The sequence below is a fragment of the Enteroscipio rubneri genome (assembly GCF_002899715.1).
GTDB lineage: Bacteria > Actinomycetota > Coriobacteriia > Coriobacteriales > Eggerthellaceae > Enteroscipio > Enteroscipio rubneri.
On record NZ_PPEK01000004.1, the window covers coordinates 96,508 to 113,063 of the forward strand.

General features: G+C 64.0%; 13 protein-coding genes. 11 read left to right on the plus strand and 2 right to left on the minus strand.

The annotated features are described in order from the left end of the window. Positions 1-120 precede the first annotated feature (120 nt). The 4 genes from C2L71_RS05325 to C2L71_RS05340 all read left to right on the plus strand — a co-directional run bounded on the left by C2L71_RS05325 (position 121) and on the right by C2L71_RS05340 (position 3,904). Complete coding sequence (locus C2L71_RS05325; protein ID WP_103264742.1) at positions 121-624, plus strand: RNA polymerase sigma factor; 504 nt, start codon at positions 121-123, stop codon at positions 622-624. Continuing rightward, entirely contained in the window at positions 621-1,424 is an 804-nt protein-coding gene (locus C2L71_RS05330) for a hypothetical protein (RefSeq protein WP_103264743.1), read from the plus strand. Before C2L71_RS05325 ends, C2L71_RS05330 begins: the two co-directional genes overlap by 4 nt. A gap of 96 nt (positions 1,425-1,520) precedes the next feature. Next, positions 1,521-2,402, plus strand: a complete 882-nt coding sequence (locus C2L71_RS05335; protein WP_103264744.1) for an ABC transporter ATP-binding protein — start codon at positions 1,521-1,523, stop codon at positions 2,400-2,402. Positions 2,403-2,638: 236 nt separating this feature from the next. Beyond that, a complete protein-coding gene (locus C2L71_RS05340; protein ID WP_103264745.1) occupies positions 2,639-3,904 on the plus strand; it encodes an ABC transporter permease in 1,266 nt (421 codons plus the stop codon). A gap of 6 nt (positions 3,905-3,910) precedes the next feature. On the opposite strand, the gene C2L71_RS05345 is transcribed toward C2L71_RS05340, so the two are convergent. Continuing rightward, positions 3,911-5,347, minus strand: a complete 1,437-nt coding sequence (locus C2L71_RS05345; RefSeq protein ID WP_103264746.1) for a response regulator transcription factor — start codon at positions 5,345-5,347, stop codon at positions 3,911-3,913. A gap of 310 nt (positions 5,348-5,657) precedes the next feature. Between C2L71_RS05345 and C2L71_RS05350 the strand changes: the two genes are divergently transcribed. From C2L71_RS05350 to rpsI, 7 genes are all read left to right on the plus strand, one after another. Further along, positions 5,658-7,310, plus strand: coding sequence for an FAD-dependent oxidoreductase (locus C2L71_RS05350; protein ID WP_103264747.1), 1,653 nt, complete (start codon positions 5,658-5,660; stop codon positions 7,308-7,310). Positions 7,311-7,741: 431 nt separating this feature from the next. Continuing rightward, positions 7,742-8,683: a LysR family transcriptional regulator gene (locus C2L71_RS05355; protein ID WP_103264748.1), complete on the plus strand. Its 942-nt coding sequence runs from the start codon at positions 7,742-7,744 to the stop codon at positions 8,681-8,683. Positions 8,684-9,037: 354 nt separating this feature from the next. Then, positions 9,038-10,501, plus strand: coding sequence for an MFS transporter (locus C2L71_RS05360; protein WP_157938929.1), 1,464 nt, complete (start codon positions 9,038-9,040; stop codon positions 10,499-10,501). Between the two features lie 457 nt (positions 10,502-10,958). Next, positions 10,959-12,005: a Gfo/Idh/MocA family protein gene (locus C2L71_RS05365; protein WP_103264750.1), complete on the plus strand. Its 1,047-nt coding sequence runs from the start codon at positions 10,959-10,961 to the stop codon at positions 12,003-12,005. 105 nt (positions 12,006-12,110) lie between these two features. Further along, a complete protein-coding gene (locus tag C2L71_RS05370; RefSeq protein ID WP_103264751.1) occupies positions 12,111-12,695 on the plus strand; it encodes a hypothetical protein in 585 nt (194 codons plus the stop codon). Between the two features lie 416 nt (positions 12,696-13,111). Continuing rightward, complete coding sequence (gene rplM, locus C2L71_RS05375) at positions 13,112-13,546, plus strand: 50S ribosomal protein L13 (protein ID WP_103264752.1); 435 nt, start codon at positions 13,112-13,114, stop codon at positions 13,544-13,546. A 3-nt stretch (positions 13,547-13,549) separates the two neighbouring features. Then, positions 13,550-13,942 (plus strand): 30S ribosomal protein S9, encoded by a 393-nt coding sequence (gene rpsI, locus C2L71_RS05380; RefSeq protein ID WP_103264753.1) that lies wholly within the window; start codon positions 13,550-13,552, stop codon positions 13,940-13,942. 739 nt (positions 13,943-14,681) lie between these two features. On the opposite strand, the gene C2L71_RS05385 is transcribed toward rpsI, so the two are convergent. Further along, positions 14,682-16,451: an FAD-dependent oxidoreductase gene (locus C2L71_RS05385; protein ID WP_103264754.1), complete on the minus strand. Its 1,770-nt coding sequence runs from the start codon at positions 16,449-16,451 to the stop codon at positions 14,682-14,684. Positions 16,452-16,556 lie beyond the last annotated feature (105 nt).

The window sequence follows — 16,556 nt, forward strand, 5'->3', positions numbered from 1 at the left end:
TGGTTCCGCCGCCGGATGTTGGCTCGTTGGGGGGGGGCAGGCGATCCGGGTTTTTTCACCGGCACCCGCACGGATCGCGGGTAGGATTCGTTATACAGGGCAGAGGAGGTGAAGCGGGGCTTGAAGAATCGGTTGCGGGACGGAGAGGCGTTCGATCGCTTGGTCGAGGAGCACTACGACGACGTGCTGGCGTACTGCCGGCGGCACGCGCCGTCCTTGGACGACGCGCCGGACGTGGCGCAGGAGACGTTTTTGCGCTTCGTGCGCAGCGGGCGCTCGCCGGTCGAGGGCAAGCCGCTCGCGTACCTCTTCACCATCGCGCGCAACCTCTGCATCGACGCCGCGCGGGTGCGGCGGCTGCCCGTTGGGCCGCTCGACGTGGACGTGCCCGACGGTTCGCCTGATGCCGATCCGGCCTCCGCGGTCGTGGGCGGCGAGGTGGGCGCGCTCGTGGAGGCGCTCTCACCTGAGCTGCGCGAGGTGGTGGAGCTGCGCTTCGACCAAGGGTTCAAGGTGGGCGAGATCGCGAGCGTGCTGGGGGTGTCGCGCTTCGCGGTGAACCGGCGGCTCAATCGGGCGCTCGCGGAGGTGCGGCGCGGCTTGGAAGGAAGGAGCGAGGCATGAGTGGCAAAAGCAAGCGGAACGTGGAGCGAGCGCTGCGGGCGCACTATCGCGCCGAGCGCGGCGCGCCGGACGCGGAGGCGAAGGCGGCGACTCTCGCGGCCGTGCGCGCGGCGGTGGCGTCGGAGCGGCCGGCGGGCGAGCGGGGTGGCGGGATGACGTTCGCCGGGTTCGTGGCCGTTCAGGCGCGCTTCATCCACCCGCGCGTGTGGGCAGCGCAGCTTGCGCTCGTGGCGATCATGGCGGCGGTCTGCTTGCCGTCGAGCGGCATGGCACGCGGCTTCTCGGTCGTCTCGGGCATGCTGGCGGCGGCGACGGTGCTCGTAGGCCTACCCGACCTGCTGGCCAGCGCCACGCACCGCGTGTCCGAGCTCGAGTACGCCTGCCGCTTCGATTGCCGCGCGGTCGCCTTGGCGCGGCTCATCGTGCTGGGGTGCTCGGACGTCGTGGCGGTCACGGCCATCGCGCTCGCGGCGCCGATCGCGCTGGGAGCCGATCCCTTCGCGTCGCTCGTGCACGCATGCGTGCCCTACTTCCTCGCGTGCGCGGGCGCCCTGCTCGCTGCGCGCCGCTTCCCCTCTTCGCAGGCGTTGCCGCTAGCATGCGTGTGGACGCTGCTCGTGATGGCGGGGGCGTATGCGGTGCACGCCCTCGCGCCCGACGCATACGCCCAGGCGTCGACGTGGGCGTGGGCGCTCGTGGCGGTCGGCTCGCTCGGTTGGGCCGCGCGCGAAGTGCGCACGTGGCTCGGCAGCATCGCGGCCGGCCTCGACGTGTTCGCGCCCGCATCGACGCCCCGATGAGCCCCGCGGGGGCGGTGGCCCGCGCGCACCGCGACTCCCGCAAACCCTCGCAGTTCCTCGCGAATCCGACGACCCTACGATGACAAGGAGCATGGCATGGACCTGACGATAGACCGCCTGACCAAGCAGTTCGGATCGAAGATCGCGGTCGACCGCGTGTCGGCTCGGCTCGAGCCCGGCGTGTACGGCCTGCTGGGCGCGAACGGCGCGGGCAAGACCACCCTCATGCGCATGGTGTGCGACGTGCTGCGCCCCACCTCCGGCGAGATCCGCTTCGACGGCCGCGACGTGCGCATGCTCGGCGACGAGTACCGCGCCTGCCTCGGCTACCTCCCGCAGGATTTCGGCTACTACCCCGACTTCACGGCGCTCGACTTCATGTGCTACCTGGCCGCGCTCAAGGGGCTCGACCGCCGCGCGGCGCGCCTCCGCTCGCTCGGACTGCTGGAGACAGTGGGGCTCGCCGACGTGGCGCGAGCGAAGATCCGCACGTTCTCGGGCGGCATGAAGCAGCGCCTGGGCATCGCGCAGGCCGTGCTGAACGACCCCGCGGTGCTCGTGCTCGACGAGCCGACGGCCGGCCTCGATCCGAAGGAGCGCGTGCGGTTCCGCAACCTCATCGCCAGCTTCGCGCAAGACAAGATCGTCATCTTGTCCACGCACATCGTGTCGGACATCGAGTACGTCGCCGACGAGATCCTCGTCATGCGCGCCGGCTCCTTCATCATGCAGGGTGCGCCGACGGACATCGTCGCGACGGTGACGGGCAAGGTGTGGGAGTGCCATGTGGACGCGCGGCGCGCCGACGACCTGGCGACCACGAACTGCGTGAGCAACGTCCACTACGCCGCGGACGGGCATGCGGTGGCGCGCGTCGTGGCCGACGAGCCGCCCGTGGCCGGCGCGCGGGCGCTCGATCCCACGCTGGAAGACGTGTACCTGTACGTGTTCCGCGACGAGGTGGTTCCGCTGTCCTGACGGACAGCGGAACATGCCGACGCTGCGAAGCGCCGATGCGTCCGACCTCGCTTCTTTTTGCTCTGCCGCAGCGAAGCTGCGCAGAGCGCGCCCGCTCGGGCGCATTGTGTGGCACTGAACAAGCCTCTGGCTTGTTCAGCACGTGCGAAGCACGCTCGGCCGCGAAACGAAGCGATCTCGGGCACCTCGACGCTTCTCGCTGACTTTTATTCAACTGGTGGGAGAAGGAATATACCATGTTTGATCTGGTGAGATTCGAGCTCAAGAAGTTGTTCGTGCGCCGCGCGTCGCTCATCGCCTGCGCGGGCATCCTCGTGATGCTGTGCGGGATCATGATGCTCAACATCGTGCAGACGAAGACGGCGTCCGACACGGGCGAAGTGCTGAACGGCACCGCCGCCATCGCGTACCAGAAGGAGAAGGCCGCCTCGCACGAAGGCGTGCTGAGCGTCGAGCGCGTGCAGGACGAGGTGGCTGCGTACAAGGAACTCGCGTTTTCGAAGGTGGACCCCGCCGACGTGAGCGGGCTCAGCGGCGAGGCGGCGTACGCGCTCATGAAGCAGGCGTACGACGAGGACGAGTTCCGTGCGATCTACGACACCTACTATGCCTACCTATTCTCGCCGTGGAAGGCGGGCGCGCTCGAGCCGTACCAGGTGGCGGCCCAGCTCGACGATGGCGCTGCCGACGGGTTCTACGGAGCGATCGCCGACAAGCTGCAGCGCACGCTCGACGACGGCATGGGCGGCACCTGGGCGTACTCCGACGCGGAGCGCGCGTACTGGACGGAGAAGCAGGCGGCAGTGGGCGAGCCGCTCGCGTACGGGTACGCGGGCGGATGGGGTGACGTGCTGGCCTGCCTCGGGTTCTTCGCCTTCGCGATGGTGGCCGTCTGCGTGGCGCTCACGCCCGTGTTCGCGGGCGAGTACCAGGATCGCACTGACGCCGTGCTGCTGGCCGCGCGTTACGGGCGATCGAAGCTCGTCGCGGCGAAGATCGTCGCGGCATTCGTGTTCGCCACGGTCTACTTCGCGCTGGCGGCGCTGATCATCATGGGCGCGGCGCTCGCGTTCTTCGGCGCCGAGGGCGGGGACCTGCCGGTGCAGGTGCTGTCGCTCGGCATCCCCTACGACCTCACGATGGCCGAAGCGACGTGGATCGCGGTGGGGATCGCCTACCTCATCACCCTCGGCTTTGCGGCGCTCACGCTGTTGCTGTCGTCGAAGCTGCGTTCCCAGCTGGCCATCTTCGTCACCTGTGCGGCGCTCATCTTCCTCACGGGCATGGTTCCCTCCGGCGGCAACGCCATGCTGTTGCACGCGCTGTACCTGTTCCCTCTCAACGCCTTGAACGATCAGGTGCTGTTCAACGCGCTCGTGTCGTACCAGGCGGGCCCGTTCGCGGTGGACCTCGTGGGCTTGCTCGTGGGCATCTATGCGCTCGCTCTGATTGTGTGCGTGCCCCTGGCTGCGAGGGCTTTCAGGAGGCATCAGGTGGTGTAGGGGCCGCTATTCCCAGCCCGGCTTCCCCACGCCGCCTTGCTCGATGGTGTCGAGCAGGCCTTGGCGGTCGAAGACGCCCATTTTGCGATAGATATTGCTCACATGGTGCTTTGCGGTACCTTGGGCTATGGATAATTCGTCGCAGATGTAGCGCACGGTGCGTCCGCGGGCCAGCAGTACCAGCACCTCGGCCTCGCGGTTCGTCAGGCGACACATGTCCGTGATGTCCGCGCATTTCTGCTCGAGGCTGGCATCGGCGGTTCCTTCGCGCGGCGTGCCGTACAGCTTGTGGACGTCGGTCTGCGTGAAGAACAGCATACCCACGAGCACGAGGACAAGGACGCCGGCCAAGAACACGTCCGTGCGCAGTGCGTCTGACCAGAGAGCCGGCTGCAGCGCCGCATTCGCGGCGAACGAACCGATCAGTGTGCCGGTGCGCGCGCAGAAGATGCACAGGCCGAAGGAGAGCGCAACGGGGATGCGCGCGCGGAACGCCACGTCGGTGGATACGAGCATCATGAACATGTCCAGGCAGTACACGCCCATGATGATGAGTCCCGCGCCCAGGAACCGGAAGGTCGGCGGCAGCAGGAGCAGCAGAATGAGTCCGGCCACCATAGCGGGAATGACCGGGCGATACAGTGCGATAGGCTCGGCGGACGAGGGCGCCACCACCATCGACAGCGTGATGGCCGCGATGCCTCCGCCCGCCAGCAGCAGGGCTTTCGCGATGAACGAAGCATCCCCGTCTGCGAACGTATTCACCATACCTTGCGACGTGCCGTACGCGATGCTGATCACGAGGATGCAGACGAGGATGCGCAGCACGGGCACGGTCCTCACGTCAAGCGGCAGCACGGACGGTTCGCGGCGCGGTTCCTGCTTGCAGGCTGTCAGGATAGCGGCTGAAATTATGGGCATGAGCGCGTTGAACGCGACGGCCGCCCAGAAGGGCAGGGCGTTCGCGGCGAAGAACAGCACGAACGCGAACGTATACGACACGTACAGATGACGTCCCACGCGGCCGGTGGCCAGCGCGCTCCACAGCTCGCCCCACATGATGAGCAGGAGCGCATTGCCGAACGAGACCGCCGCCGCGCCCGCCAAGAAGAGGGCGAAGCTTGCTGGGCCTTGGCCATACGTGAGCGCTACCGGTACGATCACGGTGCCGGCGGCGGTCAGTCCCCCTGCCAACAGGAAGAACGCTCGGCGTGCGAGGAACGGAGCGTGCTTTTTTGCCGTGAGCATGACGACGAGGAACCCCAACGCGATGAGCGTGAGCACCCACAGAAGCGCGTTGCCGGCGGAAGGGAATCGGCCGGAATCGGGCACGAGGGTTCCTGTGCACATGCTTATCATCTGCCAAGCTTGCCAGAATCCCAATCCCAGCAGGCGCCAGCCCGAGAACCGGGCGCCTTCGTCTTGTTGTCGCGGTGCGCGCATATCGTCCCATCCCCTCCGAAATCCCCGCTTCAAACTAGCAAAACACCCGGTGCCGCGCAAGGCCGCAACCGGCGAAACGGTATGGGCCGATGCGGCCCATACCGTGGTTTCCTGCGGAAATGGGCCGCATCGTTCGATGACGGAACCGCTGAGGATGGTGCAGTATCGGCACAAGGAGCCACCGCATTTCGGCAGGATCGGCTTCGGGCGGCGCGGTCGCCCGGCCTACAGCACGTCTGATATGCCGCGCGCGGCGCTCCATCCAAGGCGCGGGCCGAGGGAGTCCGTGCGAATACGAAAGGGGCATCATATGTCAGAAATCACCAAGAGCGGCCTGTCGCGCCGCGCCTTTTTAGGCCTTGGCGCCACGGCTGCCGTCGCAGCGGGCGCTGCGGGCCTGGCCGGCTGCTCGCCGGCGGCCGGCTCGTCCGACTCGAGTGAATCCGCGGCAACGGGTCAGGCGCAGTACGCATGGGAGGTCGCGCCCGAGCCCATCACGGATATCGCGAGCACGGTGGACGCCGACATCCTCATCATCGGCGCGGGCATCGCGGGCTGCGCCTGTGCCTGCTCGGCTGCCGAGAAGGGCGGCTCCGTGACCGTCGTGGAGAAGTCCCCCAGCTGGAACGGCCGCGGCGGTGGGTTCGGCGCCATCAATTCGCGCTACATGGACGAGTTGGGCATCAAGGTGGACAAGGTGAACGCCAAGCAGCACTGGATCGCGCAGTGCGCCAGCCGCGCGAATGAGGATCTCATCGTCAAGTTCTTCAACAATTCCGAAGAGGCGTCGAACTGGCTGCTCGACAAGGCCGAAGCGCGCGGCGGCTCCGCCATGGTCGGCGCGTTCTACAGTCATGACGACGTCTACGCCGAGCAGCCCGGCTACCATATGCTCATGTTTCCCGAGGACGCCGGGCTCACCTCCACCGGTTTCGCTGGCGCCGAGCTGTGCTACCTCGACGCAGTCGAGGCCGGCGCCCAGTTCGTGTTCGACAGCCCCGCCATCCAGCTGGTCAAGGACGGGAATAAAGTGATTGGCTGCGTCTGCGAGACGTCGGACGGTTACGTGCAGTACAACGCCAGCAAGGGCGTGGTGCTGTGCACGGGCGATATCGGCGGCGATATCGAGATGTGCAAGGCGTATGCTCCCATCTGCGCCGAGTACGGTCAGCCGCGCAGCCAGTACACGCCGGTGGGCGTGAATACGGGCGACGGCCACAAGATGGGCATGTGGGCCGGCGCGCAGTTGCAGGATCTGCCGCTGCCCACGATGATGCACCCGCAGGCGTTCTGCTGGTTCCACGGGCCGTTTTTGTTCGTGAACGACAACGGCGAGCGCTTCATGTGCGAGGACACGTGGGTGCAGGGCAAGTCGCTGGCCATCAACCGCCAGCCGAACGGCGAGGCCTGGTCCGTCTTCGATGCGAATTGGCCTACCGACCTCGTGAACGGCCTGCCCTACGGCGGCGGTATGTTCTGGGACTCCTTCCGCCCGTACGGCAGCGATCCGCAGCTGGCGGCCGACTACTTCGAGACGCAGATCCCGGCTTACGTCGAGCAAGGCATCGCCTACCAGGCCGACACGCTGGAAGAGCTGGCGAAGCAGATCGGCTGCGACGCCGCCACACTCACGGCGACGGTCGAGCGCTACAACGGCATGTGCGAAGCGGGCGAGGACACCGACTACTACAAGAAGCCCGTGTTCCTGACGCCGGTCAAGCAGGGTCCGTTCTACGCGCTGAAGGTCGGTCCGGCGCTGCTCACCGTCACGGGGGGCCTGCGCACCAACGTCGATTTCCAGTGCCTCGACGCCGAAGGCGCCCCCATCGAGGGCCTGTATGCGCTCGGCAACACGATGGGCGACATCACCGCCGTCGACTATCCCATCAACGTGGCCGGCAACAGCCACGGGCGTTGCATCACCTACGGCTATCTTCTGGGCCAGGAGCTGGCTCAAGCGTAAAGCTCATCCCGGCCGGGGCGGGTTCGATCCGCCTCGGCATCCTCCTGCGCGCCGTCGGCCGGCTCCCCCTCCCTTACCCGACCGACGCCGCGCGCTCCGAACATAGCATCGCCTTCGAACCGCGTCGAACGGCTTGCCGCCTCGCTCCGCATCGGACCTCGCCTGCATCGACGAGTGGGCGGGTCTGGCCCGTGCGTTTGCCCAGAACGTCGCCGCTGAGTATTGACAAGGCTCGGCTTGTGGACGCTACAATGAGGCCGACGGCTTGGCCGGGTGCGGAAAGCCGTCGGCAATGGAAGGGTCTCCCGTCTTGATCGGAGCGATCTCGGAGCAATCGCGCTCTCTGCGATTGCCAACCCCTCGCACGAACGCACGATACGTGTCAAGAGATACGTCGGGGGGGGGGCTTTCTCACTGAGAGTGAGGCTACGATGAATCTCGCGCATCTGTACTACTTCAGGAAGCTCGTCGAGGTGCGGAACTATTCGCGTGCAGCGAAGGAACTGTTCATCGCACAGCCCACGCTGTCGCTTGCGGTTTCGAACTTAGAGAAGGAGCTGGGGGTCGCGCTCATCAAGAAGAAGCGCAACACCCTCGAGCTCACGATCGACGGGGAAGATCTTTATGAGGCGGTGGTCGTGGCCACGAACGCGCTCGACCACGCCGTCTCGCTTATTCGGGAGCGAGCTTCGCTCGAATTCGGCGTTATGACCGTGGGTACGGTCTACTCTATCCAGAGTCAGGCGTGGTCAGAAGCCATCAGGGACTACCGCGAGCACTCGCATAGCAAGGTGCAGTTCAAATGGAAGCAGGGCACGACCGAAAGCCTCATGCACGAGCTGAAGAACGGTTCGGTCGACGTTATCTTCGCTGGCGTGCTCGGCAAAGGCGATTCGGATGTGGCCTCCATACCCTGCTTCACGCAGCGGGTCGCTCTCGTGGTCAACCGCTCCCATCCTCTTGCTGGAAGGGCGGAGATTTCGCTCAACGAGCTTCGTGGCATCAAGCTCATCACCTATCGCAATACTGCAGGTCCGTTCGCCGCCGAGGTGAACGCCTTGCTGAGCAAAGGGAGCGGATTGAACGTTTCGTGCGAGTATTCCGACGAGATCACGCTCTGCTCCCTGGTGACGGCCGATCCCGACGTGATGGCCATCGCATGCCACTCGTGGCTGCTCGATGCGTTCCCCGACATCGTGCCCATCCCCGTCAAAGAGGCTCCGACGGACTTCCACACGTTCTATCTGAGCTACCGCAAGCGCGAGCGCCTGCCTTTCGCGGTCGAAGAGTTTGTCTCCTTCATGAAAGGCTACGAGTTTAAGAACGCGAGTCCCCGCAGCGGCGGCGGGGATATGATGATCTCGCCGCGCTGAAGCTTGCGCAAGCGCGTCCTGCGGTTGCACGATTCTACTCGAATCCTTCGAGCTGCTTCTCTATGCTGGATGAGGCATCGCCGCGCTCATGCGCTGTTCCGAATCGCGACAAACCCCGTCTCCCATTGGCTTTTTCAACCGGAGGGCATGCGGATTGCCGATGCAAAACCATGTGCGTTCACCGGGGTGCGCATGTTCTTTACTATCGAATAAGCCGAGAGGAAGGAGGCGGGGGGGGGAGCCCAATCCGATGGGCAGGAGAGAGGCGAGAGCCGCATCTGGCGGGATCCGCATCCGCATTCAGCCACGGAACAGATGTCTTTCTGCACATCAACCCTATCTCAAGGAGGGAACATGGCTTCAGCTGCAAATATCAACGCGCGCATCGACCGGCTCGAAGCAGTCAATGCCGACATCGTGCAGCGCTCGTACCACGGCATAGCGGCCCGCTTGGACAGGCTGCCGGCCGGCAAGGCGCATCGCAAAGTGCTGTGGCTTATCGGCGGCGTCGCATTCTGCGACAGCCTCGACATGAACATCGCCGGTCCCATCATTGCCCAGCTGCTGGCTTCGGGATGGTCGGACAACAACCTGAACTCCATCTTCGTATCGATGACGGCGTTCGGTTATCTGATCGGTGGATTGTTGGCCGGCATCGTATCGGACAAGTTCGGGCGCAGGAAGGGACTCGTGTTCTTCGCATCGCTGTTCTCGGTGTTCTGCCTGGTGGCGACCTTTGCCCCGAACATGACCGTCCTCATCGTCTGCCGGTTCTTCATGGGATTCGGCTTGGGGGCGGCCTATCCTGCCGGATACGGGTCGCTCAGCGAATACACTCCCCCGAAGGTCCGAGGGCGCTACCAGGCGTGGGTCGGGCTCATCGCCAACTGCGGAACGCCTATCGCGTCGTTCATGTGCCTGATCATGCTCCCGCTTGTCGGATGGCGTGCCATCTTCGGAGTGTGCGGCCTCGTCGGCCTCATTGTCGCGGTGCTCGTGCTCAAGTACATGGACGATTCGCCCCGTTGGCTCGCCCAGCATGGGCGCAACGAAGAGGCCGATGCCATCGTCACGAAATACGAGGACATCATGCGTGCCGCCGGCCACGATATCGAGCCGGTGCCGGATTGCAAGATCGAAGCCGACGCGTCGCGCGCGGCCGCTACCGAGGTCAAGCAGCTTCCCTTCACGTTCCTGTTCACCAAGAAGATGCTGCCCCGGACCATCGTCGCCTGCACTATCTGTTTCGTCAACTTCGTGTGCGTCTACACCATCGTCACGTGGACGCCGACCATCTTCGTCTCGCGCGGATTCGATGTCACGTACTCGGTTGCGCTCACCACGATCATGCTGCTGGGCATCCCGGTGGGCGTCGCGCTGTTGAGCGTGTTCGTCGACAAGCTGGGCCGCAAGATACAGCTGGTGGTGGGCTTCACGCTCACGGCGGTGTTCGGCTACGCTTGGGCCATGATTCCGGTCGATCAGACCGTACTCATCATCATCGTCGGCTTCCTTATGACCGTCATCACGTACTACTGGTCGCTGATCTGCAGTTCCGTGTACCTTCCTGAGCCGTTCCCCACCCAGATCCGCGTGCGCGGCGCCGGGTTGGCCAACGCGTTCGGCCGTATCGGCGCCATATTGAATCCTATCTGGATCGCGTTCTTCCTGAATAGCGGCATCGGGGCCGTGGGCGTGTACCTGGCTTCGGGCGGCATCGCGATTGTCGGGGCCGTTATCGTGGCCGTGCTGGGTGTAGAGACGCGCGGCAAATCGCTCGAGGAGATCAGCGAGGGCGTGCTTCAGGATACGAAGTAGGGACAGGCGCGGAATGCGGCCCACGCTATCCGGCCCGAGCGGGCGCAGCCGAGGGCATGGGCAGCTGAATTTTCCCGGTTGCACCCGTTAGCCCGAGACGCGTCGTGCCGGCAGTTCGCCTGCATCTCGAGCGTGCCGCCGCTACAGCAACAGCGGCAGCTGCATAAGAAGGGCCGGGGCCTTCTGGGGGAGGGGCACCGGCCCTTCTGCGCGTCTGGGAGTCGCGCGTTCAAGATCATCGTGGCGTCTTTCTCGGCGCTCGGCTCCTTCGCGCCCGGTGTGCTTCCGCTCTGCGGATTGAAACTCTCAAACGAAGGCATCTTCCCTGAACAGATTTAATTGTACGGTTTCGGGCGCACCTGGTACCCTCGAAGAAGAAAGACGTGGCTGTCTATTCGGATGCGGACCTCGTTGGACGTGCGGCCTTGTGGCAACACGACTTGAGGAGGTACCGAACATGGAAGCAATCAGACTGGCCGTCCTGGGCCTGAACCAGGGGGCGAAGGCCGCGCGCGATGCGGCAGCAAGCGAGCGGTTCGACCTTGCGGCGGTAGCGGGAATGGGGCCGCAGGCGCAGGCTGTCGCCGCCGAGCTGGGCGCTCCGCTCTACGAGGATTACCAGGAGCTGCTGGAATCAGTTGTGCTGGACGGCGTTGTAATCGCCCTTCCCAACGGCCTGCACTTGCCGGCCGTGAAGGCGGCTTTAGCGGTGGGCATCAAGCACCTGCTGGTCGAGAAGCCCATCGCCGACACCGAAGAGGATGCGCGCATGATCATCGATGCGTGCGATCAGGCGGGGGCGACGCTGCTCATCGGCCATCAAAGGCGGTCGTCGGCCACGATGCTCTTCCTCAAGCAGTTTATAGAAGCGGGCAATCTGGGCGATATCGTGGGCATTCAGTGTTCGGCAATCTACGCCAAGCCCGATTCCTACTTCGACATAGATTGGCACCGCACGACAGGCCCGCTGCTGATCAACGCGATCCATGACGTTGACGATCTGCACTACCTTACGGGCATGCGGGTAAAGCGTCTGTACGCGGCTGCGCGCAACAGCATTCGCGGCGGTGAGGTCGAAGACTCCGCCTCCATCGTGTTCGAGTATGCCGAAGGACCCACGTGCACGTACTTCGTGTCGGACGGCGTGCCTGGTCCCTGGGGCTACGATCTGGCGGCCGAGGAGATGCATTTCATCAACTGCCGGCCGGGCGAGAACAGCCTGCGCGTATTCGGGACCAAAGGGTCGTTCGGGCTTCCGAACATGGATTTCTACCGTTACGGCCCCGGTCAGTACGGCTGGACCGAGCCGCTTTTGAAAACCCATTACGAGGTGGGCCGTCCCGATCCTGCCACGGCGACGCTCGAGCATTTCGGCGACCTGATCGACGGCGTGGAGCTGGTTCCGCGCTGCTCGGGCGAGGAGGGCCTGGCCACGCTCAAGGTCGTCCAGGCGATATTGAAGTCGGCCGAGAGTCGAAGCGTCGTCGAGCTGGATGCCGATTGAGCCAGGTAGGCTCGTGGAGAGCGCCGATGCGCCTGCCGGCGCTCTCATCGGTCGTTGGTCGCAGCAGGGGAAGGGCCGTTCTGACATTACCGGAATCGAGGGATCATGAGCAAGAAAAAGCAGAAACAGAAGCCGGGGCCTTGCCAGCGCGGGTTCGCGAGTCGGCCGCGCCAGGAGAAGCGTTTCGATGCCCAAGGCCGTCGCATTGGCGACGACGGCTTGCCCATGACGAAGTACCGCACGCGCGCCCATCGCCTGTTGAACGGGTTCTTCGTCTGGGGTGCGTTCGCGGGTCTGCTGTGCGCAGGGTTCACCGTGCTCGCCACGTTCCAAGGGCAAGAACTTTCGAGCTGGGAGCTCGTCGCTGAAGGAGGGGCGTACCGCAACGGGCTCAGCATCGCCACGCTTCTACGGTTCGAGGCTCTGTTCTGCCTGGCTGTCGGCATTGCATCGGTGGCCGTCCATCTCTACGGGTTTTCCTGGCTCTACGATGGATACGCGCTGAGGCCCGCCCGGCGCATCGCGCTGGGGCTCGGCCTTGCATGCGCGGCGTGGTGCGCGACGGCCGTGCTGCTGGCGGGGGCATTCGAGCCGGTGTCGGTTGCAACGCTGGTCCTGCTCGCGACATTCCGTTTGCTTGTGCCGAAGGTCCACGACGAGCATCAGCAGCTGCTCTCGATGCGGTCGTAGGCGTTCGGAAGGCTTTGCACGTTGGCGGGTTTGGTACCGTTGCCCGCGCGCTTGCACACGTTGCATGCGCGATCTGAAAGGGGGTTCTCCAGCCGCCGGGCTGCCTGTTGAGATGCGGCCCGGCGGCTCATTTGTGCAGATCGGTCAGAACGTGGATGTTTCCCGTTGACTTCGTGGGCCCCCGCTGTTTACAATGCAAAGGTTCGCTTTCAAAAGCCCCGTGCATGCAGGATAAGGCGGAAACGCAGACAAGGGAGTCCAGGCCCGAAGTCGCGCGTCGGCGTAGGAACCCGGCATCCGATCGACCTGCACTTTTGAAAACAAACAGCCGTTGCAAGCCGTGGGGCGAAATGCCGCGACTCGCGACGGGGACCCGCCCCGCATGGCGGGGCAGGACAGATGTATGGAGGACAGCAGTGAAGACGTATTACGCGAAGCCCAACGAAGTTGAGCGCGAATGGGTCTTGATCGATGCGACGGACCAAGTGCTCGGCCGCGTCGCCACCAAGGCCGCTCATATCCTCAAGGGCAAGCACAAGCCGCAGTACACGCCGCACGTGGACACGGGCGATTTCGTGATCATCATCAATGCGGACAAGATCCGCGTGACGGGCACGAAGGCCAGCTCGAAGGAATACTTCCGCCACAGCGGTTTTCCCGGCGGTCTCAAGTCTGAAACCTTCGAAGAGGCCATGGCCAAGCATCCTGAGCGCGTCATCGAGCATGCCGTGAAGGGCATGCTTCCGAAGAACACGCTCGGCCGCGCCATGGGCAAGAAGCTCAAGGTTTATACGGGCGCGGAGCATCCGCACATGGCTCAGAAGCCCCGCGAGATCAAGATGGAGGGTTAACCAATGGCAGGTGAAGCTTTGTACTACGGCACCGGCCGCCGCAAGAACGCCGTCGCTCGCGTGCGCCTTGTTCCCGGCACCGGTAAAATGACTATCAACGGTCGCGAGGCGCAGGACTACTTCGGTCGCGACGCGCTCGTGAACTACGCGAAGACGCCGTTCAAAGTCACGGATACGATGGACCATTTCGACGTTATCGCCCGCATCAACGGCGGCGGCATTTCGGGCCAGGCCGGGGCACTGCGCCACGGCATTTCCCGCGCCCTGCTCGATGCCGGCGACTACCGCGCCGAGCTCAAGAAGGCCGGCTACCTCACGCGCGACTCCCGTATGGTGGAGCGCAAGAAGTACGGCTTGAAGAAGGCTCGCAAGCGCCCGCAGTTCAGCAAGCGCTAGGATTCGCATTCGCGGTGCGTTTCGGCGTTCCGCATGCGCCTCTTGCATGAATGTAAAGGCCCGTCTCTTCGGAGGTGGGCCTTTACACGTTGGAACGACCGGCGACTTTACACGTTGAAACGTCCGGTGGTCGGCAGTTCCTGCAATGGCCCAGGCTGAGCCGTTATTCACGAGTCGATTTTCGACGCTATAGCATGCTAAAGCGCACCGATGCGGAGCGCCAAAAAAAGCGTCGGTTTGGCACGCCAACTGCGGTTGAGATCAAGGTCGAGAAGTGATCACCTGGGGTTTTGCCCTCACTACCGAAGGCGCTGGGCTTGGAAGGCCTCGATTCTGCCAAAATCTGTGCCAAACCGGCACTTTTTTGGCAACACGAACGCAAGCTCGCAAGGCTGGGCTTGCAGAGGGAGCGCCTGATACGGGCATTCTGCGCACTGGTTTCTGCAGCGGGCAGGATCCTGAATGAAAGTGAAACGAGCCGGGGCCAGGGGAGGGAGGGAAATCGGCCCCGGTCTCGTTCGGGGGAAATGCGGGCGCGCGGCCCGCGCTCGAGTGCACGATGCACGCAAGCCGGTATTGTTTTAGGAAAAGCGTCGGCTCGCCGCAGTTGGTTAGCCGGCTTCGACCCGGCCATCCCGCTCTCCGCTCTGACGGACGAGTCGCAGCCGGATCCGGACTTGCCGAGGAGGCTCGACCCGAGCCTGCCGGAACAGCCAGGCTCGGGTCGGCAGGCTCTCGCCTACGCTTCAGCCAAGTCCTTGCCCAGCAGATAAGCAAACGTGTTGCAGTTCATGCCCAGGTTGTGGCCGCAGATGGCGAAGTTGTAGCAGTTCGCGTAGCTGTCGCCCACCATGATACCGAGGTTGTACAGGCCTTCGATGGGGTTGTCTTCGGCGTCGCACACCTGCATGTTCTCGTTGGTGCGCAATCCGCCTGTGACGCACAGGAAATTCGCAGGACTCATTTCGAGCTTGCAACCGTAGAAGGGACCCTCCGTGATGGGGGCCATGAGCGAAGCATCCTTGTGGAAGTCCTCGTCCTTGCCGGCGGCGCACAGCTCGTTGTAGCGATCGACGGATGCCTTGGCCTGCTCGGCATCCAGGCCGTCCAGCTGGGCCAACACTTCTTCGATCGTGTCGCCCCTAACGAACGTCCCTTTCTCCACGTTCTCGTCCCACAGGGCCCGGTACTGCTCGGGCGTGTAGGCGTCTTTACCCTCATGCTCAACGATAGTGGTGCCGAAGGTCTCCCAGGAGTCGAAGTGGTTTGCGTAGGCGGCATCCCATACGCCGTAGCGGGTCATATCGGGCTGCATCATCATGGCGTAGGTGCCATACGAGAAGATGACGTCTTCGTTTGAGTAGCGCTGTCCTTTTTTGTTGAGCAGCAAGCCCGAGAAGTCGGCGATGGACTGGCGGTAAGGCATGGGGCCCACGGCGTCGATCATAGGCGCGTTGGGAAGCGTCTGCTGCCAAGCAGCGCCTGCCCACAGACCCATCTTCTGGCCGTCTCCCGGTCCAAGGCCGCCGAACTGGAACATGGCGTCGTAGTCCACCTCGTTGTACTGCAGAAGCGGGGCTACCCATGAGCAGTACTTCGCCATCATGTCCTGGTTGGCGGAGAAGTCGCCGGTGGCCAGCACGATGCCCTTGCGGCCGACGTACTTCACGTAGTTGCCATCAGGGTCCTTTGCGACGATGGCCGACACACGGCCCTTTCCGTCGTCGTCGCGGACGAGGTACTGGCCGATGGTGTTGTAGTGAATCTCGCCGCCTTGCTCCTTGATCTTCTCCTCGTACATGGCGATGACCAGGTTCTCGCCAGTGGCCGCGCCGGATTCTTTGCCGTCGGCGGTTTCCACCCAGTTATGCGATCCGGGATGTGCGGAGAACACGCCTTCGGTGTCGGTGTAGCCGATCTCCATCGTGGTGGTATAGCCCTTCGCTTCCATGAGATCGATGAGCCAGTTCATGGTTGAGGCGGAGTTGTTGATCCACTTGTACCACTTCTTCTGGTCGACGCGGTATCCATTGCGCGCCAGTTCCTGGCGGATGAACCCGCCGATCGAGTCCTTCGTGTAGTCGGTGATGCCCAGGCGCTCGTGGAACTTCGTACCGATGCCGTGGTTCGACCCGCCGCGTGCAACGGGTTGGGAGCTGGCCGCGAAGAGTATTACCTCGGCGCCCTCTTCGGTCGCAGAGGCCGCGCACGCGAGGCCCGACACGCCTGCGCCCACAATGATGATGTCGGCTTCGTAGGTGTTCGCAATCTCGCTGTCGGCCACGGGTTCGGGTGCGACTTCGAACGCCCACGTGCCATTGTTGATGCTGTCCGCCGTCAGGTGCCCATCGGCAGAAGCAGAGGATGCGCCGCTCGAAGAACCATCAGACGACGAGCTTTCTCCGCTCGGCGCGCATCCGGCCAATCCGAATGCCGCAGTACCGGCTCCCGCGAGCACCGCTCCCTTGAGGAAGCTTCGACGATCGAACGCTTTGCTCTTGCTATCCATATAACCCTCCTCGGTCTTTCGCATGCTCGAACGCATGCATTCCTACTGGTTCGCAGTGTAGAAAAAATCTGGGCGCGAACCTCACATGGCATAGGTGAATTTCTC